Below are 25,112 nucleotides of genomic sequence, written 5' to 3'. Positions count from 1 at the left end.
GACACAACTTCGCAGACCGTCGCCCCCGCCTCGGTCACCGCGTCGGCGATGGTCTTCTTCAGGAGCGAGGCGTCGTCGACCAGCGCCCCCCCCCCCCCCCCCCCCTCCCCCCCTCCCTCCCCCCCCCCCCCCCCCCCCCCCCCCCCCCCCCCCACGACCGACGTGACCAGGACGGACACACGCGTGTTCCCTCTGGCACAAGAAAGTGCCTTCTTCCGCGCCCCCGCCGCGCGAGCCATGATCACCACCATGACCAAGAACGCACCGCCCCGCCCCCTCGACGACGCGGCCCTCAGCGACTTCCTCGCCGAGCACACCTTCGGCGCCCTCGCCACCCTCAAACGCGACGGCCGCCCGCATCTCTCCACGGTCGTCTACACGTGGGATCCCGAGAACCGCACGGTCCGGATCAGCACGACAGAAGACCGCCTCAAGGTCAAGCAACTCCGCGACAATCCCACCGCTTCGCTCTACGTCTCCAGCGCCGACCACTGGAAATTCGCGGTCGTGGAAGGAAAAGCGGAACTCTCCGAGGTCACCCGGACACCCGGTGACACGGCCGGGCTCGAATATCTCGCCGCACAGCGCCAAAAACCCGAGGACGAGGCCGAGTTCCTCGAGACCATCGCGGCCGAACGAAGGCTCCACATCACCCTCAAAACCGGCAAACTCTATGGAACGGCCCTCGACATCGCTTAACGTGCACCTGGAAAAGGCCAGGTGAGGAGACGCCCGATGTGGGAAAAACGGATGGAGTGGCCGCTCAACGCCGCCGCCGTACTGTTCCTGGCGGCCTACGCGTGGCCGATCCTCCAGCCCTCGCTCGGCCACACCGGCCGCGTCTGGTGCGAGGTCGTCACCTGGTTCGCGTGGGCGGTCTTCGCCCTGGACTACGGCGTCCGCCTCAAGCACGCCAAGGACAAACGGGACTTCCTCAAGAAGAACATCTTCGATCTGCTGATCATCGTGCTCCCGCTGATCCGCCAGCTGCGACTGCTCCGGCTGGTCACGGTGCTCAACGTCCTCAACCGCAACGCCGGCCTGTCGTTGCGCGGCCGCGTCGTGGTCTACACGGTGGGCGCGACGGCGCTCATCGTGTTCTGTTCGGCGCTCGCCGTACTCGACGCCGAACGCACTCAGGCTGACGCGCCGATCACCGATTTCCCGGACGCGGTGTGGTGGTCGATCACGACGATCACCACGGTCGGTTACGGCGACCGCTATCCCATCAGCGGCACCGGCCGGATCGTCGCGGTCGGACTGATGGTGGCCGGGATCGCCCTGCTCGGTGTGGTCACCGCGACGCTGGCGTCGTGGCTGATCCGCCGGGTGACCGAAGCCGACGAGAACGCGCAGGCCGTGACCCGCGAGCATCTCGACGAGCTGACCCGCGAGGTCAAGGCGTTGCGGGCCGAGCTCGCCGAGCAGCGCGCCGGAATCACTCCCGCAGCATCGGAGCCGCTAGGTACTGCTCGGGGATAGCGAAGGCGTCCACGAGTGTCCGCGCGTGGGGGCGCAGGTCGGCGCACAGGGCGTTCACCGCGGCGGTGACGGCCTTCGAACGTCCGGAGGTCAGGCGCCCGTGCTCGAGGAACCAGCCACGATCCGCCTCGATGTTCGCGAGCGCGTAGAGGTCGCACACCCGCTCCAGCAGCTCACGGGCTTCAGCGTCGGCACAGCGCTCGATGGCGTCGACGAACGCTTCCAGCACCACCCGATCGACGTGCGCGCGCCCGGCACGCAGCACGTGGTCCTGGGCGTCATTGAAGACACCGAAGGGGTCCGAACCCGCCTTACGCAGTCGCTGCGCGACGCCGCCGAGTACGTGCTCTTCGCGGTCTTCGAACAGCTTCAGGTGCCACTCGCGCGAGTACAGCACGTCGCTGTCGTCGGCATCGGTGAGCCGTTCGACGACCTTGCGCGCGGACGTCCGTTCGATCACGGCCTCGACGAGTTGCTCCGCCACGAAACGCGCGGTCGCGAGCGGGCTGAGGTCCTCGAATTGGTCTTTGTAGCTGGTCAGCAGGCCTTTCGCGACCAGCTGCAGCAACACGGTGTTGTCACCTTCGAAGGTGGTGAAGACGTCCGTGTCGGCCTTCAGCCCGGGAAGCAGGTTCTCCGAGAGGTAGCCGGAGCCACCGCACGCCTCTCGGGCGGTCTGGATGGTCGCCGTCGCGTGCCAGGTCGAGACGGCCTTGATCCCGGCCGCGCGCGATTCCAGCTCTCGCTGCTCTTCCTCCGGCGCGTCCTCGGCGATGTCGTTCAGCTTCGAGACGAGTGCTTCCTGCGCGAAGTGCAGGGCGTACGACGTCGCCAGCGCGGGCAGCAGTTTCCGCTGGTGGGCGCGGTAGTCGAGGATCACGACCTCTTCGCCGTCGGGCCGCGCGAACTGCCGCCGCTGTTCGCCGTACCGGATGGCCAGTGCCAGCGCGCGCTTCGTCGCGCTGGCGGCGCTGCCCGCGACGCTGACCCGGCCGCGGATGAGGGTGCCGAGCATCGTGAAGAACCGGCGGCCGTCGCTTTCGATCGGGCTGCTGTACGTGCCGTCCTCGGCGACGTCACCGAACCGGTTGAGCAGCGCCTCGCGCGGAACCCTCACCTGGGTGAAAGTGAGCCGTCCGTTGTCGACGCCGTTGAGGCCCGCCTTGCGGCCGCAGTCCTCGATCTCGACACCGCTCACGTTCTCGCCGCGGATCGGCACCAGGAAAGCGTGCACGCCGCGTGATTCGCCGCCGGTGATCAGCTGGGCGAACACCACCGCGAGTTCGCCGTCGCGGGCGGCGTTGCCGATGTACTCCTTCATCGCGCCCCGGTCCGGCGTGTGCACGACGAATTCGCGGGTGGCCGGATCGTAGGTCGCGGTGGTGCGCAGATGCTGGACGTCCGAGCCGTGGCCGTGCTCGGTCATCGCGAAGCAGCCCAGCACCTCCAGGTCCTTGATCTTCCGCAGGTAACGCTCGTGGTGCCGTTCCGTGCCGAGCAGCTGCACGGCACCGCCGAACAGACCCCATTGGACACCCGCCTTGACCATCAGCGAGAGGTCGCCGAACCCCAGCATCTCGAACGACATCACCGAGCCGCCGACGTCGCCGCCACCGCCGTACGCCGGGTCGAAGCCGAGCCCGGGCCGGTCGGTGCGGGCGAGCAGGCGCAGCCATTCGAGCACTTGGGCTCGGTGCGCTTCGACATCGAGGGCGACGGGGTCCTTGAAGTCCTCCGCCGCCATTTGCGCGCGCACCGCGCGGCGGAGCTCGGCCCACCGTCCATCGAGGACGGTGGTCAGCGCGTCCGGGTCGATCTTCGCGGGAAGTCCTGGCGTGTCCACGATTCCTCCGATGCGGTGCGGTCTGCGTTCAGCCTGCCGCACCGCATCGAGGGCCGCAGCACGAATCAGACCGGTCTCCCGTTGATCGTCGTGTTCTCGAACCGCAGGTCATCGACGTGGTCCAGGGTGTTTTCCGTGTTCGCGACGCCATCGAAGCGGCAACCGCTCACCCGCGGCCCATGCACGTGTGAGTTGGGCAACCCTCGGACGCCGAACGCCGCTTGCCCGCATCTCGCGCTCGCGGAGTCGCTGATGGTGAACGGCCCGAACCGGGGGACGTACGCGACCGAGCGGGCGAACGCGCCGGAGACACCGTGCGGGTTCACGTTCTCGGTGAACCCGCCGCGCAAGGTGTTCGACTTGACGTACAGCCCGTACTTCGGCTCGCCGGTGACGGAGAGCCTGTACGCGTAGACGTCGCGGATGCCGCCGGTCTGTTCGCTGCCGCAGGTGATCGCGCCCCAGTTGCCGTCCATCACGCAGGACTTGGGATCACAGGTCGCAAGAGGACTTCGGTGAAGACGGCGGAATCCCGACCTTACGGGCGGACCCGGCCTCAGGAAAGGTCCGGTCCCTGTGAGCGGAGATCGTCCACCTTGGTCATCGCCTCCCGGAGCTCGGCGAGCCAGGCGTCCGCGTGCTCCCCGACCAGCCGGACGGCCCAGGCCAGCGCCTCCGACCGCGACCGCGCGACGCCCGCGTCGACCAGGGTGTCGAGGACCAGGCGTTCCGGCTGCCGCAGCCTGGTCATGACCGGTGCCGAATGCGTGGTGAACAGCCGCCTGGTGCCGCCGAGGCTCGCGCCCCAGGCGACCTTGCGCTGATATCGGTGCTCGGCCTGGCGCGCGATCTCGATCCGCTCGTCGCGGGTCTCCTCGCGGAACCGGCTGATCCGGCCGTCCTCGGCCGCCGCGCGGGCGGCGGTGTCGGCAACGTCGGCATAGTCACCGGTGAGCGGCTGGAGTTCGCCGACGATGACGATCTCTTCGCGATCCACCGTGACCTCGGGGTCTCCGGTGAACCAGCCCTCCGGAAGCCGTCCGCCGAACCACGCGGCCGCGTCGTCCGCCGGCGGGATGTCCGCCTGCTGCCAGCCGCCCCGGCCCTTCCAGCCACTTCGTCCCATCTGCCTCGCCGTCCTGAAGTAGGTGTCCATGCTCGCCTCCGCGATTACATGATTACAACGCTACCGACGCTACGCGCGCAATGGCTGAGATTTCACTCGTGTTCTCCCCCGGTGAAACCCGAGGCAACCTGATGACCTGCGCGGACGTGTTCCCACCAGCAGATGACGGAAAGGGGAACCTCATGCTGACAAGGGCCATGATCGGCGCTCTCATGCTCGGAGCGGCCCAACTGGCGGTGATCGCGCCCGCCACGGCGGCGGAAGCCAAGGACGTGTCCTGGTTCTTGCATCCGACCGAAGTCGAACCCGGCGGGCAGATCTACGCCGAGACGAAGGCCGCGATGGGCGGCTGCGGACCGGCGACCCCGGTGACATCGCCGGGGTTCGCGGCGCCGCTTCAGTGGACGATCGGCGGCAACTGGGGGAAGGCCGCCGGCTACGGCAAGGTCGGCAAGACACCGGGCAAGTACACGGCGACGTTCACCTGCTCGGATGGCACGAAGACCTCCCGCGCTTTCACCATCGTCGGAACGCCGCCGACCACCACCACGAAGCCGCCGACATCCACGAAGCCGCCGAAGCCGACGAAGTCCGCCACGACCAAACCGAAGGCACCGCAGGTCGCGGTGAAGCCGGCGGGGGCTCCGCAGACCGGCGGCGCCTTCGGCCCTATGGCGTGGGACTGGTGAGCTGAGCGCGCAGGTCCTCGGCGGTGGTGACCGGGCGTTCGCAGACATAGCCGCGGCACAGGTACGCGGCGGCGGCGCCCTCCACCAGCGGTCGGCCGGCGAGCAGCGGCACTCCCTCGGCGTCCGGGACGCCGCTCACGACGACGGCGCCGTCCGGTGCCGAAGCGACGGCCGCGGCCAGCAAGTCCTTACGTGAGGCGGAATCCGGCCCGACGACGGCCACCTGCACCGGACCGGCCGCGGCGGCTTCGGCGACCGTGAGCCAATGCCCGGCGAACCGCGGCGCGTGGGCGGCGAGCCGTCCCGCGCGCGTCAGCGCCTGCTCGGCCGCCTCGCGGTAGCGGCCCACCTGGTCGTGTCCCGCCAGCACGGACGCGGTCAGCAACGCGTTGGCCAGCGCCGAAGCCCCCGACGGGCTCGCGTTGTCGGTCGGGTCGGAGGGCCGCTGCACCAGCACCTCCGCGTCGTCGGCCGTGTCGTAATAAGCACCCGGTGCGTCCGGGACACCGAAATAAGCCAAGGCGAGGTCCAGCAGGGTGACCGCGTCGGCCAGCCAGCGCGCCTCCCCGGTCGCCTGGTGGAGTTCGAGCAGCCCCTCGGCGAGGCACGCGTAGTCCTCCAGCACCCCGGCCGTCGCGCCGACGACGCCGCCGCGCGAGGTCCGGCGCAGCCGTCCGGCCACGAAATGAGTGTCCATCAGGAAAGCCGCGGCACGCGCCGCCGCGTCTATCCACTGTAGACGGTTCAGTCGCGAGCCCGCTTTGGCGAGCGCGCCGATCGCGAGTCCGTTCCACGCGGCGATGACCTTGTCGTCGCGGGCGGGCTGAGGACGCTCGTTTCGCGCCGTCAGCAGCGTGCGTCGCACGCGCTCGTACCGTTCCGCGTCCTCGGGGTGCGGCTCACGCAGCCGCAGAGTCGACGCGCCGTGCTCGAAGTTACCCCGTTCGGTCACCTGGAACAGGTCGGCGGCCCAAGCGCCGTCGGTCTCGCCGAGCACTTCGGCGAGCTGCGCGGGAGTCCAGACATAGGTGAGCCCCTCGACGCCGTCGGTGTCCGCGTCGAGCGAAGCGGCGAAGCCTCCTTCGGCCGTCCCGAGGTCGCGCAACAGGAACTCCGCGGTCTCTTCGACCGTCCGCCGCGCGTACTCAAGGCCGGTCACGCCATGGAATTGCGCGTAGAAGCGCAGGAGCAAACCGTTGTCGTACAGCATCTTCTCGAAGTGCGGCACTTCCCAGCGCGCGTCGACGGAGTAACGCGCGAACCCGCCGGCGAGCTGGTCGTTGAGCCCGCCGAGCGCCATCTCCTCCGCGGTGTGCTCGACCGGGGAGAGATCCGAGCCGGTGCGCTCATGGTGCCGGAGCAGGAAGTTCAACGCCATCGTCGGCGGGAACTTGGGCGCTCCGCCGAACCCGCCGCTCGCGGCGTCGTAGTCCTCGCGCAGCGAGGCGACCGCGGACTCCAGAGCCGCACCGTCCACAACGGACTCCGGCAGCGGTCCGCTCTTCTCCGTCAGATGGGCGATGATCTGCCGGGCACCGGAACGCAGCTCGCCGGGGCGCTCACCCCAGGCTTCGGCGACCGCGACGAGGAGCCGCGAGAACGACGGCATCCCCGGCCGCGGCGACGGCGGGTAATAGGTGCCGCAGTGGAACGGCTCGCCCTCCGGGGTCAGGAAACACGTCATCGGCCAGCCACCCTGACCGGTCATCGCCTGTGTGGCCGCCATGTACACCGAGTCGATGTCCGGACGCTCCTCGCGGTCCACCTTGATGTTGACGAAGTTCGCGTTCATCAGCGTCGCGGTGGCCTCGTCCTCGAAGGACTCGTGCGCCATGACATGACACCAGTGACAGGCCGCGTAGCCGACCGAAAGCAGGATCGGCACGTTCCGCCGTTTCGCCTCGGCCTGCGCCTCTTCACCCCAGGGCCACCAGTCCACCGGGTTCTCGGCGTGCTGGAGCAGGTACGGACTGGTCGCGGCCTTCAGGCGGTTCGACATGTCACCAGGGTCGCACGCGGAAAAGCGGGCGCGCAGAACGGCCGTCCGCGCGACACTCATCCGGTGCTCCTGACCATGACGACCACCCGGAACCCCGCCACCGACCTTGGCTTTCTCCTGCACAAGCATCCGGAGAAGGCACAATCGTTCACGCTTTCGGCCGGAACAGCGCACGTCTTCTACCCCGAGGCGGCCGAGGAGCGCTGCACGGTGGCGCTGCTGGTCGAGATCGACCCGATCGACCTCGTGCGCGGCGGCGGGACGTCGTTGACCCAGTACGTCAACGACCGGCCGTACGCGGGCGGCTCATATTTGGCGGTCGCGCTGCGAGCGGTGTTCACCACGGCGCTGGCCGGCCGGTGCGCGAACCGGCCGGAACTGGTCGACGAGGCGTTCCCGCTGGAGATCCGCGTGCCGTCGCTGACCGCTCGCGGCGGTGTCGAGGTCGTCCACAGGCTGTTCGAACCCCTCGGCTGGCAGGTCGAGGCGAAACCCATCCCGCTCGACCCCGAGTTCCCGCGGTGGGGCGATTCGCGCTACGTCGATCTCCGGCTGACCGGGACCCAGCGGATCGTCGACGCGTTGCGGCACCTCTACGTCCTGCTGCCCGCTCTCGACGGCGACAAGCACTACTGGATCGGCCAGGACGAGGCCGACAAGTTGCTGCGCGTCGGCGAGGGCTGGCTCGCGGGTCATCCGGCGCGGGAGCTGATCACCAACCGGTACCTCGAACGCCGACGTCCGATCGTTTCGTACGCGCTCACCCGGCTGGCGGAAGCGGACGACGTGCCCGCCGAGGCCGAAGCACGGGTCACCGAACTGCCGGACCGGCCCGAACCGCTGGCCGTCCAACGGCACGGGAGTGTGCTCGCGGCGCTCCGGGCGGCGGGTGCGCGCCGCGTGCTCGACCTCGGCTGCGGCGGTGGCGCGCTGCTGCGTGTGCTCCGGAAGGAGCCGTCGTTCACCGAGATCGTCGGTGTCGACGTGTCCGCGAGCGCTCTCGACCTCGCCGACAAGCGGTTGAAGACCCGGTCCGATGCGCTCTCGGCGGGAAAGAGTGCCTCGATCGGGCCGCGGATCACCCTGAAGCAGTCCGCGCTGACCTACGCGGATCCGTCGCTGGCCGGATACGACGCGGCCGTGTTGATGGAGGTGATCGAGCACGTCGACGAGGAGCGCCTGCCCGCGCTGGAGCACGCCGTGTTCGGGGTCGCCGCGCCGCGGACCGTGCTCGTCACGACGCCGAACGCCGAGTACAACCGGCACTTCGAATTCCTCGAAGACGGCCGGTTCCGGCACGCCGACCACCGTTTCGAATGGACACGCGAGCAGTTCCGCTCGTGGGCCGAGGGCGTCGCCTCCCGGCACGGTTACGACGTCCGCCACCTGCCGGTGGGACCCGAGTCCCAAGAATCAGGACCACCGACCCAAATGGCGGTCTTCACGTCTCGGAAGGAGGCGGTGGCATGAAACTGACCATTCCCGACATGTCCCTCGTCGTACTCGTCGGGGCTTCCGGCTCCGGCAAGTCGACCTTCGCGCGGACGCGTTTCGCGCCGACGCAGGTACTGTCCAGCGACTACTTCCGCGGCCTGGTGGCCGACGACGAGAACGACCAGAGCGCGTCGGCCGCCGCTTTCGACGTGCTCCACTACGTCGCGGCGAAGCGGCTCGAAGCGGGCCGGCTCACCGTCATCGACGCGACGAACGTCCAGCGCGCTTCTCGAGCGAGCCTGCTGAAGCTGGCGAAGGAGCACGACGTCCTGCCGACGGCGATCGTGCTCGACCTGCCGGTGAAGGTCTGCCAGGAACGCAACGAGTCCCGGCCCGACCGGGACTTCGGCGAACACGTCGTCCGACGTCAGCGCGGTGAGCTGCACCGCTCGCTGAAGTCGTTGGAGCGCGAGGGTTTCCGTCGCGTGCACGTACTGCGGAGCGAGGCCGAGATCGCCGAAGCGGAGATCGTCGTCGAACCGCTGCGCAACGACCGGCGTGAGCTGACCGGGCCGTTCGACGTCATCGGCGACGTCCACGGCTGCCGCGAGGAACTGGAGGAACTGCTCACCGAACTGGGTTACGTCGACGGCGTGCACGCGGAGGGACGGACCGCGGTGTTCGTCGGCGACCTCGTCGACCGCGGCCCCGACACGCCCGGCGTACTGCGCCGCGTGATGGCGATGGCCGAGGCGGGCAGCGCGCTGGTCGTCTGCGGGAACCACGAACAGAAACTGGTCCGCGCGCTCGCCGGGCGCCAGGTCAGGACGACACACGGGCTCGCTGAGTCGCTGGAGCAGCTTTCCGCGCAGGACGAGGACTTCCGCGCGAAAGCGCACGCCTTCTGCGAAGGCCTCATCGCGCACTACGTCCTCGATGGCGGCAAGCTCGTCGTGGCGCACGCGGGCCTGCCCGAGAAGTTCCACGGACGCGCGTCCGGCCGGGTGCGGAGCACCGCGCTCTACGGCGACACCACCGGCGAGACCGACGAGTACGGCTTACCCGTGCGGCTGCCGTGGGCGCGCGACTACCGCGGCAAGGCGATGGTCCTCTATGGACACACGCCGACACTGGAACCGGAATGGATCAACGGGACCATGTGTCTCGACACGGGCTGCGTCTTCGGCGGCAAGCTGACCGCTTTGCGTTACCCGGAGCGGGAAGTCGTCTCGGTGAAGGCGAAGAAGGTCTGGTACGAGCCGTCACGTCCGCTCGAACCCGCGCGGCCACTGGGCGGACGCGAGCCCGCGGTACTGGAACTGGGCGACGTCACGGGGAAACGGATCGTCGAGACCCGGCACCACGGCCGGGTCGGGGTCTCCGCCGAGCAGTCGGCGGCGGCGCTCGAGGTGATGAGCCGTTTCGCCGTCGACCCGCGCTGGCTGCCGTACCTGCCGCCGACGATGGCGCCGTGTTCGACGTCCGCCACGGACGACTACCTCGAACACCCCGAGGAGGCTTTCGCCGAGTTCCGCGCGGCGGGTGTCGATCATGTCGTGTGCGAAGAGAAGCACATGGGCTCGCGTGCCGTCGTGCTCGTGTGCCGTGACGATGACGTGGCTCCCGCGCGGTTCGGGATCCAGGGTCCGGGCGCGGTGTACACCCGCACCGGGCGGCCGTTCTTCACCCCGGAACAGAACGCGCGACTGCTCGCCGGTGTGCGGGAAGCGTCGTCGGAGCTGTTCGAAGAACTGGACACCGGCTGGCTGCTGCTCGACACGGAACTGCTGCCGTGGAGCGCGAAGGCGGGCTCGCTGATCTCGGGCCAGTACGCGGCCGTGGGCGCGGCGGCCCAGTCCGTACTGCCCGCCGCCGTCGCTGCACTGGACGCCGCCGCCGCTCGCGGGATCGACGTGTCGGACCTGGTGGACCGGACCCGGGTTCGCGAGTCCACAGTGGACGCGTACCGGCAGGTGTACCGGCGCTACTGCTGGCCGACCGACGGCCTCGACGGCGTCCGGCTGGCGCCGTTCCAAGTGCCGGCTTCCGAAGGGCACGCCTACCACGACCGCCCGCACTCCTGGCACCTTTCGCTGCTGGACCGGCTCACCGGCGACCTGTTCACGCGCACGCGGACGCTCTCCGTCGACACCACCGATCCGGCCTCGGTCGCGCGCGGCGTCGACTGGTGGCTGGACCTGACCGGCGCGGGCGGCGAGGGCATGGTCGTCAAACCGGCGGCGAACCTGACTCGCGGCGCGCGCGGGCTGGTGCAGCCGGGAGTGAAGGTGCGCGGGCGGGAGTACCTGCGCATCATCTACGGGCCCGACTACACGCTGCCGGAGAACCTGGCGCGGCTCCGCAAACGGGGGCTGAACCGGAAGCGGGCGCTGGCGTTGCGCGAGTACGCGCTGGGACTGGAGGCGCTGGAGCGGCTGGCGCGCGGGGAGCCGCTGTGGCGGGTGCACGAGTGCGTGTTCGCCGTGCTGGCGCTGGAGTCGGATCCGGTCGACCCACGCCTCTGACGCGCTTCGGGAATGCTATGAACGGTCCGTTCCTTGCAAAATTTGCAAGGAACGGACCGTTCATAGCAGCGCTCAGTCGGACTTGGCGGTCGGCTTCGCCGTCTTCGCGACGGGCTCGGCGTCGGCCTTCGAACCCTCGGGAGTCTCCTCGGCAGGAGCCTCCGCGGCAGCAGCGGCAGGCTCGTCGAAGCTCTCCGGAAGCCGCTTCAGGTGCTTGGTCATCGACCGCACCAGCAGCGCGACGGCGATCAAGAACAGGATCAGGATCAGGAACCCCACCGGCGACGACTTGCCGAAGTCCTCACCTTGGCCGCCGTTGTCGCCGTTGCCGGGCTGTTGCGCCAGGAACTGCGACGCCGCCGTCACGGGAACGACGGCGAACGCCGGCACCACGACTGTGATCATTTCGCCTCCGCGGGAGGAATTACGTCGGCGTGGATCATTTCGCCTCCGCGGGAGGAATTACGTCGGCGTGGATCATTTCGCCTCCGCGGGAGGAATTACGTCGGCGTGCATCTAGCCCTCCTTCAAACCGGCGAACAGATCGTCCTCCGGCAGGGTGCTGTCCACAAGTGAGCGGACCAGCTCGTACTCCTCGGTCGGCCAGACGTCGCGCTGCAGGTCGCGCGGGACGGCGAACCAGCGGCTGTTCGGGTCGATCTGGGTGGCGTGCGCCTTCAGAGCCTCGTCACGCTGCTCGAAGTAGTCGCCGCATTCGACGCGGGTGGTCACCCGCTCCATCACGTCGGCCTTCTCGGGGTCCCAAGACTTGAGCCACTCCTCGTACGGCGACTCCAGGCCGCGCTCGAGCAGGGCGTCGTGGAACACGGTCATCCTCGCGCGCGAGAACCCGTGCACGTAGTACAGCTTCATCGGCTGCCACGGCTCGCCCGCGTCCGGGTAGCGCTCCGGTTCGCCGGCGGCGTCGAAGGCCGCGACCGAGATCTCGTGCGTGCGGATGTGGTCGGGATGCGGGTACCCGCCGTTCTCGTCGTAGGTGACGATCACGTGCGGGCGGAACTCGCGGATGACCTTCACCAGGGCACCGGTGGACTCCTCGAGCGGGATGACCGCGAACGAGCCCTCCGGGACCGGGGGCAGCGGGTCGCCCTCGGGCAGACCCGAGTCCATGAACCCGAGCCAGGCATGGCTCACCCCGAGGATCTTGGCCGCGCGGGCCATCTCCTCGCGGCGGACCTCGGTCATGTTGGCCACGACTTCGGGACGGTCCATCGCCGGGTTCAGCACACTGCCCGCTTCGCCGCCGGTGCAGGTCACGACCATGACCTCGTGCCCTTCGGCGGCGTACCTGGCCATGGTGGCGGCGCCCTTGCTCGACTCGTCGTCGGGGTGCGCGTGCACCGCCATCAGGCGGAGGCGTGACTTCGGCGGTTCATTGGCTAGCACCATGCTCCGAACGTCCCCTTCTCGTTCCCTATTCCCCTGCGACCCTGCCTGACGGCCCGCCCGGTCGGGCGCGGATACTCGAGGGGAACCACTCGCATACGACCCCATTGTCCCTGCGAGCACGACGACACCGACCGGGAGGCCCGGGTTGAGCACGGGACAGGACACTCCCACCGCGGAAAGCACCCGGATGGACGTGCCCGAAGGCCGGTACGGCAAGCCCCGTGCCGCGAAGCCCGCCCGCTGGCGGCGTCTGGTGTTCGTGCTGATCGCACTGCTGGTCAGCGGCGGTATCGCCTATGTCGCGTACACGAACTTCGGCAGCGCGCCCATCGAGGGCGAACGCGTCTTGTTCGAAGAGAAGCCGGGCGACGCGATGGAGATCACCATCAACGTGACCAGGGACGATGTGAACCGTCCGGGGGTGTGCGTCGTCCGGGTCCGCGACAAGGCGGGGGCCGAGAGCGGGCGCAAAGAGGTCCTGATTCAGCCCGGTTCGAAGAACAGCAGGGTGACCACGACCATCAAAAGCATCGGAAAGCCGGTCACGGCTGATATCTTCGGATGCTCATACGACGTACCACGGTACCTGTCAAGGCCATAGCGGCCAACGGGGTGAAACGGGCGCCCAACGCCGAGGCGCGACCGAATTCGACCGGCGGCGATGCCTCGCGCCGTGTTACTCTGATCTACCGGCACGGCCCAAGACGGGCCGTGTTTTTCCTTTATCTCAACCAGGTCGGCGCGCCATGCCGGTCTGGTGGCCGGCTTGTACACCCAAGCCTGGCAGGCCCTACTAGGAGATGGTGACCGTGAGCGACACAAAGGTGACCTGGCTGACCCAGGATGCCTACGACAGGCTCAAGCAGGAACTCGACCACTACATCGAGCTCCGCCCGGTCATCGCTGCGAAGATCAACGACAGCCGGGAAGAGGGCGACCTCAAGGAGAACGGCGGCTACCACGCCGCCCGCGAAGAGCAGGGCCAGCACGAGGCCCGCATCCGCCACCTCCAGGAGCTCCTCCGCTCGGCCAAGGTGGGCGAGCCGCCCGCCAACGACGGCAGCGCGGGACCGGGCAAGGTCCTCACCGTGCGTTACGACGGTGACGACGAGAACGAGAACTTCCTCTTGGCGACCCGTGAAGAGGGCACCGAGGGCGACCTGGACGTCTACTCGCCGGAATCCCCCCTCGGCAAGGCGCTGCTCGGCGCCAAAGAGGGCGAGACCCGCGAATACGAGCTGCCCAACGGCAGCATCCAGAAGGTGACGCTCGTCAAGGCCGTGCCGTACACCGGCAAGTAAGCCGCCGGTCTCCCCAACGGCGCCCAGCGCCCGACAATCGACACTGCGCGCCCGGCCCGATATGGCCGGGCGCGCATACGAGCCGTTAGCGTGACTTCCGGAGAAATCTGGAGGGAAACGATGAGCGAGCTACCGATCTGCGTCGCCTGCGGCACGCAGTACGCGGAACCCCGGTCCGACTGCCCGATCTGCGACGACGAACGTCAGTACGTCCCGCGGGCCGGACAGCGGTGGACCGATCTGAACACCGTCCGCGCGAGCGGGACGTACCGAGCGCGTGTCGAGGAGCAGGGACCCGGCCTCATCGGCGTCGGGTCCACCCCCAACTTCGCCATCGGCGAGCGCGCGCTGCTGGTCAAGGCCGAATCCGGCAACTTCCTGTGGGACTGCGCGGGCTACCTCGACGACGATCTCGTCGCCGAGGTCCGCGAACTCGGCGGGATCACCGGCATCGCGATCAGCCACCCGCACTACTACACCACCATGGTCGAGTGGGCCCACGCCTTCGACGTGCCCGTCTACCTGCACGAAGACGACCGGCAGTGGATCGGCAGGCCGGATCCGGCGATCAAACTGTGGAGCGGCGCGACCCTCGACGTCGCCCCCGACCTGCGGCTGATCAATCTCGGCGTGCATTTCGACGGCGGGACCGTGCTGCACTGGCCGGGCGGGGAGAACGGCCACGGGGCGGTCCTCTCGGGCGACATCCTGCAGGTCATCCCGGACCGGCGCTTCGTCGGCATGATGTACAGCTACCCGAACCTGATCCCGGAACGCCCGGAGGTCGTCCGCCGCGCCGCCGAGATGCTCGAACCATACGAGTTCGAGGCGATCTACGGCGCCTGGTGGGACGCGATCATCCGCACCGACGGGCACGAGGCGGTCCAGCGGTCGGCGAAGCGGTACCTGGGCCAGGTCGGCTAGGCCGCGTCCGCGGTGCCTACCGGCGCGGGAAGGTGCCGTCCCGCCGGGTCGCCCGCCCACCCGGCAACGGGCCGGATTCGCCATGCCGAGCTAGCCGCGCGCCAGCCGTTCCAGCAGCGGCCGTACGCGCGGCGGAACCGGCGTCGACAACGCGATCGACGTCGACGTCCGCCGCACGTACGGCGCGCCGACCACCTCGTCCACCACCCGCTGCAGGTCGTCGTTGTTGCGCGCCACCATCCGCACGAAGAGATCGCCCTGCCCGGTCGTCGCGTAGACCTCGCACACCTCGTCGATCGTGGACAACGCCTCCGCGACCTCGGCCCGGCGGCCCTGCGCGATCTCCAGGACGGCGAATGCGGTGAGGCCGTATCCCATCGCCGCGAGGTCGAGTTCGGGCGGGAAACCACCGAGGATCCCGCGTTCGGTCAGCCGGTCCAGCCGGGCCTGCACCGTGCCCCGCGCGACGCCGAGACGGCGGGCGCATTCGAGCACCCCGAGCCGGGGCGAATCGGTGAGCAACAGCAGCAGCCGCGCGTCCAGCGCGTCGAGTGCTTCCGGCATCGGGCCTACCTCCTGCACAGGTTGTCCACTTTGACTGCGCCACCACGGCCATCACTGTTCATAGTGCACAGTGAAATCTTTAACCATTGCGCATTTTGTCACGCGCTCGGATCCTTCAGGGCATGACGCACACAGTGGAACCCCAGGGTGCTCTTGACGACGTGAGCTACGACCAGCTGCGTCAGCTCGTCGGCCTCGTCGACCACGACTCCTCGACCGACCCCTTCCCGGTGAAGTCGATGGACGCGGTGGTGTTCATCGCGGGCAACGCCACGCAGACCGCGTGGTTCTACCAGGTCGCGTTCGGCATGCGGCTCGTCGCGTACTCCGGCCCCGAGACCGGGAACTTCGAGCGCAAGTCGTTCGTGCTGAAGTCCGGCTCGGCGCGCTTCGTGATCACCGGCGGCGTCAAGCCCGATTCCCCGCTGCTCGACCACCACCGCCGCCACGGCGACGGTGTGATCGACCTCGCGCTCGAGGTCGCCGACGTCGACCGGTGCATCGACCACGCCCGCGCGCAGGGCGCCACCGTCCTCGAGGAGCCGCACGACGTCTCCGACGAGCACGGCACCGTGCGCGTCGCCGCGATCGCGACCTATGGCGAGACCCGCCACACGCTGATCGACCGGTCGAAGTACACCGGCGTGTACCTGCCCGGCTACGAGCCGCGCGAAAGCGGCGTCGTCCGCCCCGAAGGCGCGCCGAAGCGGCTGTTCCAGGCCGTCGACCACTGCGTCGGCAACGTCGAACTCGGCAAGATGGACTACTGGGTCGACTGGTACCACCGCGTCATGGGCTTCGTGAACATGGCGGAGTTCGTCGGCGACGACATCGCGACCGAGTACTCGGCGCTGATGAGCAAGGTGGTCTCCAACGGCAACCACCGCGTCAAGTTCCCGCTCAACGAGCCGGCGATCGCGAAGAAGAAGTCGCAGATCGACGAGTACCTCGAGTTCTACGGCGGCGCGGGCTGCCAGCACATCGCGCTGGCCACCAACGACATCATCACGACGGTGAAGGCGATGCGCGCGGCGGGCGTCGAGTTCCTCGACACCCCGGACTTCTACTACGACGACCCGGAGCTGCGCGCCAGGATCGGCGAGGTCCGGGTGCCGATCGAGAAGCTCAAGGAGCACCGCATCCTGGTCGACCGCGACGAGGACGGCTACCTGCTGCAGATCTTCACCAAGCCGATCGGCGACCGCCCGACGGTGTTCTACGAACTCATCGAGCGGCACGGTTCGCTCGGTTTCGGCAAGGGCAACTTCAAGGCGCTGTTCGAGGCCATCGAGCGTGAGCAGGAGCGTCGAGGCAACCTCTGACGCCGAGGCGCCGCCGCGGCGATCTCCGACCCCGGCAGTTCGCAGGGTGTGAAAGGGCTCTTCATCGCATTTCGTGCGGTGAGGGGCCCTTTCGCCGCGTGACGGGGCCGACTTTGTCGTCCCGGAGTGGTACACCGGACGAGCACTAGGCTGTTCGACGAAATTTCACGCACACCGGAACCGGTGGCGTCTTCGGACCGTCAGTGTGAAGACGTCAGCATGCAGCTTTTGGAAGGGTCCCGATGCCGGACAACGTCGACGCCAGCGAACGAATGGTGGACAACTGGACGAAGCAGATCCAGGAGACCGCCGCGCGCTATCAGGCGATGGCCGCCCGCATGCAGGGCCAGACCGTGACGGAGCGGTCGAAGGACAACACCATCGAGGTCACGATCGACTCGAAGGGTCTGCTCACGAACCTCGTCATCTCCGAAGCCGCGAGCGGCAAACGGATGGCGGAGGTCTCGTCGCAGGTCATGCGCCTCGTCCAGCTCGCGCAGTCACGCATCCCGGAACTGCTGCAGCAGGCGATGGCCGAGACCGTCGGAACCACCGACGAGACCGCGAGCCGGGTGATCGCGGAAGCACAGAGCACCTTCCCGGAGGCACCTGCGGAGGAGGACGTCGCCCCGCCGGGGCCCGAGCGGCACCACCGCTTCGGCCCGGAAGAGGAAGAGCCCCCGCCGCCGCCCACGCAGGCGAGTCCACCCCAGAATCCACCTCAGCCGAAGCCGATCCCGCGCCGCCGCCGCACGCAGGACGACGATGACGACGAATTCGGCGGCAGCATCCTTTCGTAGACGTTCATCCGGCCTGGTAGAGGGGAGAAACCATGGCAGGCAAGGGGTATGAGCTCGGCGCCGACCTCGACGCGCACGCCAAGCAGATCGACGGCATCGCCGACGGGCTGCGCACGGCGGTCGACGCCGCGCAGCAGGTGAGCATGCCGACGGACGCGTACGGGATCATCTGCCAGCCGTTCCGGATGATGCTCGACCCGGTCGAGCAGTTCGGCATCAACGCGCTGAACGAGGCCGTCGAGGCCGCGACGACGGTGGCGAACAACGTGCGGTCCGCTTCCAACGCCTACCAGACGCAGGACGAGAACTTCGCCGCCGAGTTCAAGAACACGCAGGTGCCTGACTGATGCCCGAGGGAAACCCGCTCGTCGCGAAGGCGCCGACGGATGGCGACGGCCCAGGACCGCTGACGGCCGGGAACAGCGAATACGGCTACGCGGCGGGCATCGGTGTCGCCGAGTCGGCCATGGACGCCTTCAACGGCATCTCGAACGGTGACTGGATCGGCGGCGGACTCGGCGTTCTGAGCCTCGCGGGCGAGATCGCCAGTGCCGCGATCGACCCGTTCGGCTACCTGATGTCGTCGGTGGCTTCGTTCCTGATGGAACACCTGCAGCCGCTGAAGGACATGCTGGACGCCGTGGCGGGCGATCCACCGGTCATCCAGTCGTACTCGGAGACGTGGGGCAACGTCGCCAAGAAACTGGAAGACACCCAGGTCGAGTTCTCGAACGCGGTCAAGAACGGGACGTCGGGCTGGACCGGCGACGCGGCCGACCAGTACCGCAAGCAGGCCGCGGAACAGGCCGAGGCGATCAGCGGCGCGGCGACCGTCGCGGGCGCGATCAGCACCGTGGTGATGATCTTCGGCGAGATCGTCGCGTTCGTCCGCGAATTCATCCGCCAGCTCATCGCGGACGCGGTCGGCAAGCTCATCGCGTGGGTCATGGAGACGGTGTTCTCCCTCGGCTTCGGCACGCCCGTGGTGGTCGCGCAGGCCGTCACCGCGATCGCCGGGTGGGCCGCGAAGATCGCCGACAAGCTCAAGGAACTCTGCGACGCGATGCGGCGGGTCTCGCCGCTGCTGGGCAAGCTGGCCGACGTCTTCGAGAAGATCATCAAGATCTTCGGCAAGATCGCGGGCAAGGTCACCGGCCTGGACGTGATCAACACCAGGAACATCAAGCCGGGCGGCTTCGTCCAGCGCGGCGGCAGCGGCGGCGGATCCGGCGGTTCCGGCGGCGGCACGGGTTCCGGCGACGGTCCGGACGGCGACGGTTCCGGCAGCGGCTCCGGCGACGGTCCGGACGGCAATGGATCCGGCAGCGGCTCCGGCGACGGTTCGAACGGCTCCAACGACTCGGGTTCTTCCGGCGACTCGGGTCGCCCGGGTGATTCCGGTGGCGACAGCCCGCCGGGCACCACACGAGCCGGCGACGGCGGCGGTACACCGTCTACAAGGGACGGTAGTGGCTCGTCCCGCTCGGAGGGCGGCTCTCCCGACCGCGCGGGCGACGGCGACGGTCCGTCCACTTCGGACGCTAACCCCGGCGGCGCGCCGGACGGCGGCTCTCCCGACGCCGCCCGCTCCGACAGGGGATCCCCCGGCGATTCCGGCACTCCGAACCGCACGCCCGACAACGGCCCCCCGACCCCGAACCGCGCGGAGACCGGCGGCTCCCCAAGCCACACACCCGACGCTCCGAACACCCGTACCGACAATGGCGGCTCCCCGAGCCACACGCCGGATGGCGGTTCTCCCGCGCCCCACACCCGCGCGGACAGCGGCGGCTCCCCAAGCCACACACCCGACGCTCCGAACACCCGTACCGACAGCAACACGCCGGACAGCGGCTCCCCCGCACCCCACACCCGCGCGGACACCGGCGGCTCCCCAAGCCACACACCCGACGCTCCGAACACCCGCGCGGACAGCGGCGGCTCGCCCAGTCACACACCCGACAGCGGCTCCCCGGCTCCGCACACCCGCGCGGACACAGGCGGCTCGCCCAGCCACACCGGCGACGGCGGCTCGCCCCGGACGCACGGCGGAGACGGCGGCGGCTCGCCCACTCCTCGTTCCGATCCGTCGCCCGGCCAGCACGGCGGCAGGGAAACCGGCGACGGCGGCAGTCCCACCCGGCCGACCGACAGCGGCACGACGACCAGCGGCACCGCGCCCACGGCACCGCGTCTCGGCGACGCGGGCCCGTCACACGTGCCTTCGCAGCGTGGCGGTACCGGTGGCGACGGTTCACCCGGTGTCCCGCCGCAGGGTCAGCCGATGGCCGGCGGCATGCCGCCCCAAGGCGCACCGGGTGGCGCTCCCGGCGGCACCCCGGGTTCGCCCGGCGGCAGGCCGCAGGGCGGTGGCTGGACGGGCACGCCCGGTTCGCCGCGCACCCCGGACACGCACGCCCCGCGCACTCCCGACACCCACGCCGGTCCCGGCGGACGGCCGAACCAGCCGCAGCCGGTCGCCCGCGGCAACGACTTCGGCCCCGGCGTCCAGCCGCACACCGGCTCACCGAGCACGCCCGGCACGCACGGCCCCGGCAACCGGCCCGGTGGCACCGGTCCCGGCAACACCGGGCCGGGCGGGCGCGGCCCTGGTGGTCACTCCGGGCCGCCGCATTCGCCGGACGGTCACGGCCCGCGCCAGGACCGCAATGGCCACCCCGACGGTTCACCGCACGACCGCGGCCCCGACGGCGCGCCGGATCGTCCGCTGACGCCCGACGAGGTCAACCAGCGGCATTCCGAAGGCACCCCCGCGGGTAGCTCCTACCACCGCGGGGATCCGGACATGGGCGACCTGCCGCACCGGGTCCAGCCGGATCCGGACGGCCGCTACACGGTCGACGTGCACGTCACCCCGGACGGGCACGCCCGCATCGGCGACCGCACCTACACCCCGGAAGAGTTCGCGGACATCCTGCGGCGCAACGGGGATTACGACGGCCGCCCGATCCGGCTGATCGGCTGCGACGCCGGCTCGAACGACTTCGCGCGCCGTCTGTCGCGCGAACTCGACACCGAGGTGATGGCGCCGAGCAGGCCGGCGTGGACCGACTCGAACGGACGCGTCTTTTCGTCCGACTACGAGATCGGCCCCGACGGCCGCCCCCGGCCCAAGATCCCGCCGAACGGCGAATGGGACGTCCACAGCCCCGACGGCACCGCCCGCCGGGCGAGCGACGACGGCTTCACCCCGGACACCTCGCACGCGGACAAGCAGGACGTGGACGCCGACAGCGCCCGCGACCGCGGTCAGGGCGACGACCACAACCCGCAGCATCAGATCGAAGGACGCTGGGAGGAGCCGGACTTCACGCCGCCCGCCCGTCCCGTCCAGCTACGCGACGATCAGTCGTTCTTCGACCCGACGACGCCTCCGCGCAAGCTCGACCCGGACACGCGGTACGACATCACCGACGCGGACGGCAACGTACGCAGCCGGGTCTACACCGACGCGAACCGCAACGTGACGCATGTCGACGCCGTCGCGCCGAACAAGTTGCACGGCCCCGGTAACCCGGAGATCATGCGCCCGGCGCCGAACTCCGACTACCGCGTGCGGGTCGGCCACCGGCACGACACCTTCCCGACCGACGCGGACGGCAACGTCCGGACGGTGACGCACACCGACGTGAAAACCCCGCACGGCCGCCAGGACGTCACGAGGGTCGACCACATCGAGTCACCGCCGAAGCCGCGCGACCAGGTGCGGATCGAGGCGGACGACCCACGGGCACCCGGCGCGAACGACGCGTTCAGCCGTCGCACCGACCTCGACGCGAACACCCGCTACCACGTCACGGACGCCGACGGGAATCCCCGCGGCAGCTTCCAGACCGACGGCGACCGCAGGGTCAGGTGGGTCGAAACCCCGGAAAGCACCCCGGACCGGCCGAACCCCGAACTCCGGGAACCGTTGCCGGACAGCAATTACCGAATCGACCGAGGGCCGCTCCACGAGGAGTACCACGTCGGGCCGGACGGGCGGCCGGAGCACGGCCAGGAGTTCAACCCGCCGTCACCGCAGGGCGATCCGGTGCCGCACCCGAACGCGGTGAGACAGGACGAGGCCTTCAACCGCCTCCACGCCAACGAGGACGGCAGCCCGAAGCTCGACGCGGACGGCAACCCCACGCTCAAGCCGAACAGCGTGCACCAGCCGACCGACGAGTACGGGCATCCGCGAGGCGACTTCTACACCGACGAGACGGGGCGCATCACCCACGTCGACACCACCAGCGGTCAGCGCGGCCGGACGAACCCCGAGGTGGGGGCCGCCCAGGGCGCGGACATCACCCAGGACGGCCATTACGGCACCAAGAACGCCAGCAAGGTCCAGGACTCCTGGCCCGCTCCGGATCGCGAGCTCACCTACTCGCATCAGCCGCCTCCGCGGAGCAAGGATCCGCGCGGGTTCGTCGACGGCGACCCGGACGCGCTGAGCGACGCCCAGCGCAAGGCGATCAGCGACAAGATCGCGCACAAGGACCCGATCGCGGGCCGCGACGACCTGCCACCCAACAGCCGCATCCACGTGGTGGACAAGGACGGCCTGCCCTACGGCTCGTTCCAGACCGGGCCGGACGGCAAGATCACCCATCTGCACACCGGGCAGCCGTTCAACCCGGATCTGAACAATCCGCCGCCCAACGCCGTGATCCGCGTCGACCACGACCTGGAAATGCACGACAAGGACGGCAACCCGCTGAACCGTCGTTCGCCGGGTGAGATCCACCGGTCCGACGAACGGGGCAACTCGGTGGTGACCTCCGCCCCGCCGGATCCCGGTGGCGCCAGCAACGCCCGGCGCGACGGCACGGCGCAGTCCACCGTCGGCGCGGACGGCGGCAAGGACGCGTCGGGGAAGAACATCGACGACGGCGGCCACCACCGCGGGACGTCCGTCGGCGGCTCCGGCGAAGGGGGCAACCAAGGTACGCAAGGCCGTGTGGACAACAGCAACGCGGGCGCCAAGGAGCTCAAGGAGACCTACGATCCCGACGACAGCTGGTACCAGATGGAGCGGAATCGGGACGACACCGGCCTCGCGGGTAGGTTGGAGAACGAGGATATTTTCGAACTCCGGGATCCCGGCGTCGACGACGCGCACACCCGCCAATACCGGGCTTACGGTCCGGACGCCGAAGGCCGGATCTCGGTAATCGTCAGGAGCTTCCCCAATGACCACAACGACCCACTCTGGCCCGATGACTTCCGGGGGTGAGAGTCACGAGGACCTGATCCAGCAGCTCGGCACCGCGCTGCTGAATCTCGTCCCCGTGGAAGGCTGGCGGCGCATCGACCTGGTCAGCGCGATGACGGTGCCCGCACAGGATCTCGGCCTCACCGTGATCATGGACGACGGCTCCAGGCCGGAGATCTCGCCGCCGCGCGAGCTGAACGTGATCCTGGCCAAGCTGCGCACGCTGCTGTACCGGCCCGGCCGCGGCACGTGGTTCTCCGCCCGGATTTCGATGAATCCGCCGGGAGCGATCTTCTACGACTACAACAACGACTACGAACCGGTGCTCACTCCGCCCATGGAGCCGGAACACTACGTCGAAGACCTGAAGAAGTTCCCCCGGGATCCTGAACACATCCCGGCTTGGCTCGGCGAGAAGCTCGCGGCGGCGAACGACAAGGAGCGCACCTGATGCCCATGCCCGTTGTGCCCACGAGCGCGGCACAGGCCAATCAACTGTTCAAGGAGTTCACCACCTGGATGGTGCACTCCGTACCGTCGGACTACGAGCAGCTGTTCCTCAACTTCCGGTCTGTCGGGGACTACGTCGAGATCTCGGCCCACGTGCTGACCGTGATGGGTACGAGCACGCCGTGGACGCCGCCGCCGGGGGTCGCGGACTTCTTCGTGAACCTGCGGGACAGCATGGCGCAGCCGGACGAGGGCGCCTGGACCTCGGTTCGCTACCACATGGTCCACCCGGGCGGATACTCCGTGGAGTACGACTGGGACAACGAACCCGCTTGGGATCACGTCCCGCCGGCCGAGTTCTTCGCCCAGGAACTGGAGCGCTACCCGCGGACCGGTGAACGCGCGGAGTGGCTTCAGCGACGTGCCGCCGGCCAGGCGGACTGACCATCGGTGAGCGAGGGCAGATGAGCCGACCACAACAGCCGTTGAACCAGCAGCAACAACAGCTCGTCTGGCAGATCGGCCATGCCCTCGCGACGCCGCTGCCGCCCGGCTGGCACCAGATGCGCGTCGAATACCGGGCGGCGGGCAGGCAGGTCGAGGTCGACCTGCTCGTCACCGGTCAGGACGGTCTCCCGCACCCGGTGCCGCCGAGCCCGGAGGCCGTGCGGCTGCTCGGGAACCTCCGATCGGGGATGTACCAGCCCGGCCGCGGGACCTGGCTGAGCGCGATTCTGGTCTACGGTTCGGCGACCGTGCTCAGTACGGACTTCCTCGCCGATGTGGAGCCTCCGTGGCGGCAGGCGCCGCCACCGATCGGTTTCCAGGACGAACTGCGCTTCTTCCCGCGCGCCGAACAGAACATCCCGCCGTGGCTGCGGCAGCGAGCGGGGCTCGATCCCGCGCCGCCGGACGAGCCGTCGGTGGCCACTCCGCCCGCGGAAGCGCCGGAAGCCTTGAAGTCGCCGCGGGTCTACGACGGTCTCGACGAGTCCGGGCGCCCGGTGGTGAACCGCGAGCCGCTGGCCCCCGCCGAACGGGATCGCGTGCTGGAGTATCTCGACGGCGCTCCGGTCGTGCTGGCATCGCGGACTTACGACGCCGACGCCTTCGATCCCGGCAGGGAACCGTTGGTGCCGTTGAACTTTCGCACGGACGGCCGGTGGTACTGGCCGGGTGCGGTCGCCTACTACCTGCGTGAGCACGACGTGGCGCCCGATCCCGAACTGCTCGGCCACATCCGGGCTTCGCGGTTCACCCTGCCCGACGTCGGCGAGCCCGAACGCGAACTCGCGGTCGCCGCGATCACCGGCCAACCGTCCACTTAGGACTCCACGTTCGCGAGGGCCCGAGGCGTCCGGACGGCCGGATGATGCCACCTGACGGATACGTCACGTGACAACTTCACGGTCCGGGTACTCTTGTCGAAGGCGGCGAAGGCGACCAGGGAGCGCGCATGACACGGGGGAACATCGGCAGGGTCCGGGCGACCCGTTCCGCCGGGATGCTCCCGGTCGTGCTGGCCCTCACCTCGGCCGCGCTGCTGACCGGCGCCGCCGTCTACACGGTCGACCGCGCCGGTTGCGTGGACCCGGGCCAGTACATCCGGCATGACAACCACATCGAGCTCGTCGGCGGCTGCGTCGACGGCTCGGAACTGCCTGCCGCGCCTGACGGCACTTCGCACGAGGCTGACGCGAAGAGCGGCGTCGCACCCAGCAACTTCCGCCCGTAACCGGGCGATTCCCCTCAACGCACCGCGCTGACCAGCGCGAACGGAGCAAGGGACCTTTGCTGTCACTTAGTGAGGGGTAAGGCACAGGTGAGGGTTGCGAAAGTGGCTTTCGCAACGTTGGGAGCGAAGAGGGGGCCTTCGCTACGCCGATGCCGTGGCCTCACTGAACCCAGGGTGGAGATGTGTCGGGGGGGAAGAATTTGCCGCGCCCCACCCCCCCCCAACGAGGCTTCTCCCTCCCCCCCCCCCCCCCCCCCAACACGCCCCCCCCCGCCCCCCCCCCCCCC

Annotated in this window: 23 protein-coding genes; 16 read left to right on the top strand and 7 right to left on the bottom strand. The window is 69.3% G+C overall.

Going from position 1 to position 25,112, the window contains the following annotated elements; all coding sequences use genetic code 11:
• Positions 1 to 249: 249 nt before the first annotated feature.
• Together ACZ6DT_RS08605 and ACZ6DT_RS08600 are read left to right on the top strand one after the other, a co-directional pair.
• Positions 250 to 699, top strand: coding sequence for a pyridoxamine 5'-phosphate oxidase family protein (locus ACZ6DT_RS08605; protein WP_465590779.1), 450 nt, complete (start codon positions 250 to 252; stop codon positions 697 to 699).
• A 36-nt stretch (positions 700 to 735) separates the two neighbouring features.
• Positions 736 to 1,482 (top strand): potassium channel family protein, encoded by a 747-nt coding sequence (locus ACZ6DT_RS08600; protein ID WP_465590776.1) that lies wholly within the window; start codon positions 736 to 738, stop codon positions 1,480 to 1,482.
• Here ACZ6DT_RS08600 and ACZ6DT_RS08595 read toward each other — a convergent pair.
• From ACZ6DT_RS08595 to ACZ6DT_RS08585, 3 genes are all read right to left on the bottom strand, one after another.
• A complete protein-coding gene (locus tag ACZ6DT_RS08595; RefSeq protein ID WP_465590774.1) occupies positions 1,439 to 3,325 on the bottom strand; it encodes an acyl-CoA dehydrogenase family protein in 1,887 nt (628 codons plus the stop codon). The genes ACZ6DT_RS08600 and ACZ6DT_RS08595 overlap by 44 nt on opposite strands.
• A gap of 65 nt (positions 3,326 to 3,390) precedes the next feature.
• Positions 3,391 to 3,801, bottom strand: coding sequence for a hypothetical protein (locus ACZ6DT_RS08590; protein ID WP_465590772.1), 411 nt, complete (start codon positions 3,799 to 3,801; stop codon positions 3,391 to 3,393).
• 80 nt (positions 3,802 to 3,881) lie between these two features.
• A complete protein-coding gene (locus ACZ6DT_RS08585) occupies positions 3,882 to 4,451 on the bottom strand; it encodes a hypothetical protein (RefSeq protein WP_465591809.1) in 570 nt (189 codons plus the stop codon).
• A 182-nt stretch (positions 4,452 to 4,633) separates the two neighbouring features.
• Between ACZ6DT_RS08585 and ACZ6DT_RS08580 the strand changes: the two genes are divergently transcribed.
• Positions 4,634 to 5,140, top strand: a complete 507-nt coding sequence (locus ACZ6DT_RS08580; RefSeq protein WP_465590769.1) for a hypothetical protein — start codon at positions 4,634 to 4,636, stop codon at positions 5,138 to 5,140.
• Here ACZ6DT_RS08580 and ACZ6DT_RS08575 read toward each other — a convergent pair.
• Positions 5,121 to 7,139 carry a thioredoxin domain-containing protein gene (locus ACZ6DT_RS08575; protein WP_465590766.1) on the bottom strand — a complete coding sequence of 673 codons (2,019 nt, stop codon included), beginning with the start codon at positions 7,137 to 7,139 and terminating at the stop codon, positions 5,121 to 5,123. The two genes, ACZ6DT_RS08580 and ACZ6DT_RS08575, sit on opposite strands and share 20 nt — an antisense overlap.
• 63 nt (positions 7,140 to 7,202) lie before the next feature.
• Here ACZ6DT_RS08575 and ACZ6DT_RS08570 point away from each other — a divergent pair, with 63 nt between their 5' ends.
• Together ACZ6DT_RS08570 and ACZ6DT_RS08565 are read left to right on the top strand one after the other, a co-directional pair.
• Positions 7,203 to 8,609, top strand: a complete 1,407-nt coding sequence (locus ACZ6DT_RS08570; protein ID WP_465590763.1) for a 3' terminal RNA ribose 2'-O-methyltransferase Hen1 — start codon at positions 7,203 to 7,205, stop codon at positions 8,607 to 8,609.
• Positions 8,606 to 11,098 (top strand): polynucleotide kinase-phosphatase, encoded by a 2,493-nt coding sequence (locus ACZ6DT_RS08565; RefSeq protein ID WP_465590760.1) that lies wholly within the window; start codon positions 8,606 to 8,608, stop codon positions 11,096 to 11,098. Before ACZ6DT_RS08570 ends, ACZ6DT_RS08565 begins: the two co-directional genes overlap by 4 nt.
• A gap of 72 nt (positions 11,099 to 11,170) precedes the next feature.
• Here the strand turns inward: ACZ6DT_RS08565 and ACZ6DT_RS08560 are convergent, their stop codons facing one another.
• Together ACZ6DT_RS08560 and mca are read right to left on the bottom strand one after the other, a co-directional pair.
• A complete protein-coding gene (locus ACZ6DT_RS08560) occupies positions 11,171 to 11,500 on the bottom strand; it encodes a hypothetical protein (RefSeq protein WP_465591807.1) in 330 nt (109 codons plus the stop codon).
• Positions 11,501 to 11,614: 114 nt separating this feature from the next.
• Positions 11,615 to 12,508, bottom strand: a complete 894-nt coding sequence (mca, locus tag ACZ6DT_RS08555) for a mycothiol conjugate amidase Mca (protein WP_465590757.1) — start codon at positions 12,506 to 12,508, stop codon at positions 11,615 to 11,617.
• Positions 12,509 to 12,653: 145 nt separating this feature from the next.
• Between mca and ACZ6DT_RS08550 the strand changes: the two genes are divergently transcribed.
• The 3 genes from ACZ6DT_RS08550 to ACZ6DT_RS08540 all read left to right on the top strand — a co-directional run bounded on the left by ACZ6DT_RS08550 (position 12,654) and on the right by ACZ6DT_RS08540 (position 14,733).
• Positions 12,654 to 13,109 carry a DUF4307 domain-containing protein gene (locus ACZ6DT_RS08550; protein WP_465590754.1) on the top strand — a complete coding sequence of 152 codons (456 nt, stop codon included), beginning with the start codon at positions 12,654 to 12,656 and terminating at the stop codon, positions 13,107 to 13,109.
• Between the two features lie 199 nt (positions 13,110 to 13,308).
• Positions 13,309 to 13,809, top strand: coding sequence for a transcription elongation factor GreA (greA, locus tag ACZ6DT_RS08545; RefSeq protein WP_039921462.1), 501 nt, complete (start codon positions 13,309 to 13,311; stop codon positions 13,807 to 13,809).
• 120 nt (positions 13,810 to 13,929) lie between these two features.
• On the top strand, positions 13,930 to 14,733 hold the full coding sequence (locus ACZ6DT_RS08540) for an MBL fold metallo-hydrolase (RefSeq protein ID WP_465590751.1): 804 nt from the start codon (positions 13,930 to 13,932) through the stop codon (positions 14,731 to 14,733).
• A gap of 90 nt (positions 14,734 to 14,823) precedes the next feature.
• On the opposite strand, the gene ACZ6DT_RS08535 is transcribed toward ACZ6DT_RS08540, so the two are convergent.
• Positions 14,824 to 15,297 (bottom strand): Lrp/AsnC family transcriptional regulator, encoded by a 474-nt coding sequence (locus ACZ6DT_RS08535; protein WP_465590748.1) that lies wholly within the window; start codon positions 15,295 to 15,297, stop codon positions 14,824 to 14,826.
• Between the two features lie 122 nt (positions 15,298 to 15,419).
• Between ACZ6DT_RS08535 and hppD the strand changes: the two genes are divergently transcribed.
• From hppD to ACZ6DT_RS08495, 8 genes are all read left to right on the top strand, one after another.
• Entirely contained in the window at positions 15,420 to 16,619 is a 1,200-nt protein-coding gene (gene hppD / locus ACZ6DT_RS08530) for a 4-hydroxyphenylpyruvate dioxygenase (protein WP_465590745.1), read from the top strand.
• 242 nt (positions 16,620 to 16,861) lie between these two features.
• A complete protein-coding gene (locus tag ACZ6DT_RS08525) occupies positions 16,862 to 17,419 on the top strand; it encodes a YbaB/EbfC family nucleoid-associated protein (RefSeq protein ID WP_465590742.1) in 558 nt (185 codons plus the stop codon).
• 32 nt (positions 17,420 to 17,451) lie between these two features.
• Positions 17,452 to 17,766 (top strand): type VII secretion target, encoded by a 315-nt coding sequence (locus ACZ6DT_RS08520; RefSeq protein ID WP_465590739.1) that lies wholly within the window; start codon positions 17,452 to 17,454, stop codon positions 17,764 to 17,766.
• The gene (locus ACZ6DT_RS08515) at positions 17,766 to 22,661 is read left to right on the top strand and encodes a hypothetical protein (RefSeq protein ID WP_465590736.1); all 4,896 of its coding nucleotides are present in this window, start codon (positions 17,766 to 17,768) and stop codon (positions 22,659 to 22,661) included. The genes ACZ6DT_RS08520 and ACZ6DT_RS08515 overlap by 1 nt, the downstream gene beginning before the upstream one ends.
• Positions 22,645 to 23,091: a hypothetical protein gene (locus ACZ6DT_RS08510; RefSeq protein ID WP_465590733.1), complete on the top strand. Its 447-nt coding sequence runs from the start codon at positions 22,645 to 22,647 to the stop codon at positions 23,089 to 23,091. Before ACZ6DT_RS08515 ends, ACZ6DT_RS08510 begins: the two co-directional genes overlap by 17 nt.
• Positions 23,091 to 23,534 (top strand): hypothetical protein, encoded by a 444-nt coding sequence (locus ACZ6DT_RS08505; protein ID WP_465590731.1) that lies wholly within the window; start codon positions 23,091 to 23,093, stop codon positions 23,532 to 23,534. The genes ACZ6DT_RS08510 and ACZ6DT_RS08505 overlap by 1 nt, the downstream gene beginning before the upstream one ends.
• A 20-nt stretch (positions 23,535 to 23,554) precedes the next feature.
• Positions 23,555 to 24,418, top strand: coding sequence for a ferredoxin (locus tag ACZ6DT_RS08500; RefSeq protein ID WP_465590728.1), 864 nt, complete (start codon positions 23,555 to 23,557; stop codon positions 24,416 to 24,418).
• A gap of 128 nt (positions 24,419 to 24,546) precedes the next feature.
• Positions 24,547 to 24,825 (top strand): hypothetical protein, encoded by a 279-nt coding sequence (locus ACZ6DT_RS08495; RefSeq protein WP_465590726.1) that lies wholly within the window; start codon positions 24,547 to 24,549, stop codon positions 24,823 to 24,825.
• The last annotated feature ends 287 nt before the right edge of the window (positions 24,826 to 25,112 follow it).

It is taken from the genome of Amycolatopsis sp. NPDC041971 (assembly GCF_055588925.1).
This window is presented reverse-complemented; position numbering and strand designations above follow the sequence as displayed.

Bases quoted from the DNA above. Each gene is read 5' to 3' on its own strand.
- ACZ6DT_RS08605 (WP_465590779.1), top strand. From the start codon at position 250: ATGACCAAGAACGCACCGCCCCGCCCCCTCGACGACGCGGCCCTCAGC.
- ACZ6DT_RS08600 (WP_465590776.1), top strand. From the start codon at position 736: ATGTGGGAAAAACGGATGGAGTGGCCGCTCAACGCCGCCGCCGTACTG.
- ACZ6DT_RS08590 (WP_465590772.1), bottom strand. From the start codon at position 3,801: ATGGACGGCAACTGGGGCGCGATCACCTGCGGCAGCGAACAGACCGGC.
- ACZ6DT_RS08585 (WP_465591809.1), bottom strand. From the start codon at position 4,451: ATGGGACGAAGTGGCTGGAAGGGCCGGGGCGGCTGGCAGCAGGCGGAC.
- ACZ6DT_RS08580 (WP_465590769.1), top strand. From the start codon at position 4,634: ATGCTGACAAGGGCCATGATCGGCGCTCTCATGCTCGGAGCGGCCCAA.
- ACZ6DT_RS08575 (WP_465590766.1), bottom strand. From the start codon at position 7,139: ATGTCGAACCGCCTGAAGGCCGCGACCAGTCCGTACCTGCTCCAGCAC.
- ACZ6DT_RS08565 (WP_465590760.1), top strand. From the start codon at position 8,606: ATGAAACTGACCATTCCCGACATGTCCCTCGTCGTACTCGTCGGGGCT.
- mca (WP_465590757.1), bottom strand. From the start codon at position 12,508: ATGGTGCTAGCCAATGAACCGCCGAAGTCACGCCTCCGCCTGATGGCG.
- greA (WP_039921462.1), top strand. From the start codon at position 13,309: ATGGTGACCGTGAGCGACACAAAGGTGACCTGGCTGACCCAGGATGCC.
- ACZ6DT_RS08540 (WP_465590751.1), top strand. From the start codon at position 13,930: ATGAGCGAGCTACCGATCTGCGTCGCCTGCGGCACGCAGTACGCGGAA.
- ACZ6DT_RS08535 (WP_465590748.1), bottom strand. From the start codon at position 15,297: ATGCCGGAAGCACTCGACGCGCTGGACGCGCGGCTGCTGCTGTTGCTC.
- hppD (WP_465590745.1), top strand. From the start codon at position 15,420: ATGACGCACACAGTGGAACCCCAGGGTGCTCTTGACGACGTGAGCTAC.
- ACZ6DT_RS08525 (WP_465590742.1), top strand. From the start codon at position 16,862: ATGCCGGACAACGTCGACGCCAGCGAACGAATGGTGGACAACTGGACG.
- ACZ6DT_RS08520 (WP_465590739.1), top strand. From the start codon at position 17,452: ATGGCAGGCAAGGGGTATGAGCTCGGCGCCGACCTCGACGCGCACGCC.
- ACZ6DT_RS08515 (WP_465590736.1), top strand. From the start codon at position 17,766: ATGCCCGAGGGAAACCCGCTCGTCGCGAAGGCGCCGACGGATGGCGAC.
- ACZ6DT_RS08510 (WP_465590733.1), top strand. From the start codon at position 22,645: ATGACTTCCGGGGGTGAGAGTCACGAGGACCTGATCCAGCAGCTCGGC.
- ACZ6DT_RS08505 (WP_465590731.1), top strand. From the start codon at position 23,091: ATGCCCATGCCCGTTGTGCCCACGAGCGCGGCACAGGCCAATCAACTG.
- ACZ6DT_RS08500 (WP_465590728.1), top strand. From the start codon at position 23,555: ATGAGCCGACCACAACAGCCGTTGAACCAGCAGCAACAACAGCTCGTC.
- ACZ6DT_RS08495 (WP_465590726.1), top strand. From the start codon at position 24,547: ATGACACGGGGGAACATCGGCAGGGTCCGGGCGACCCGTTCCGCCGGG.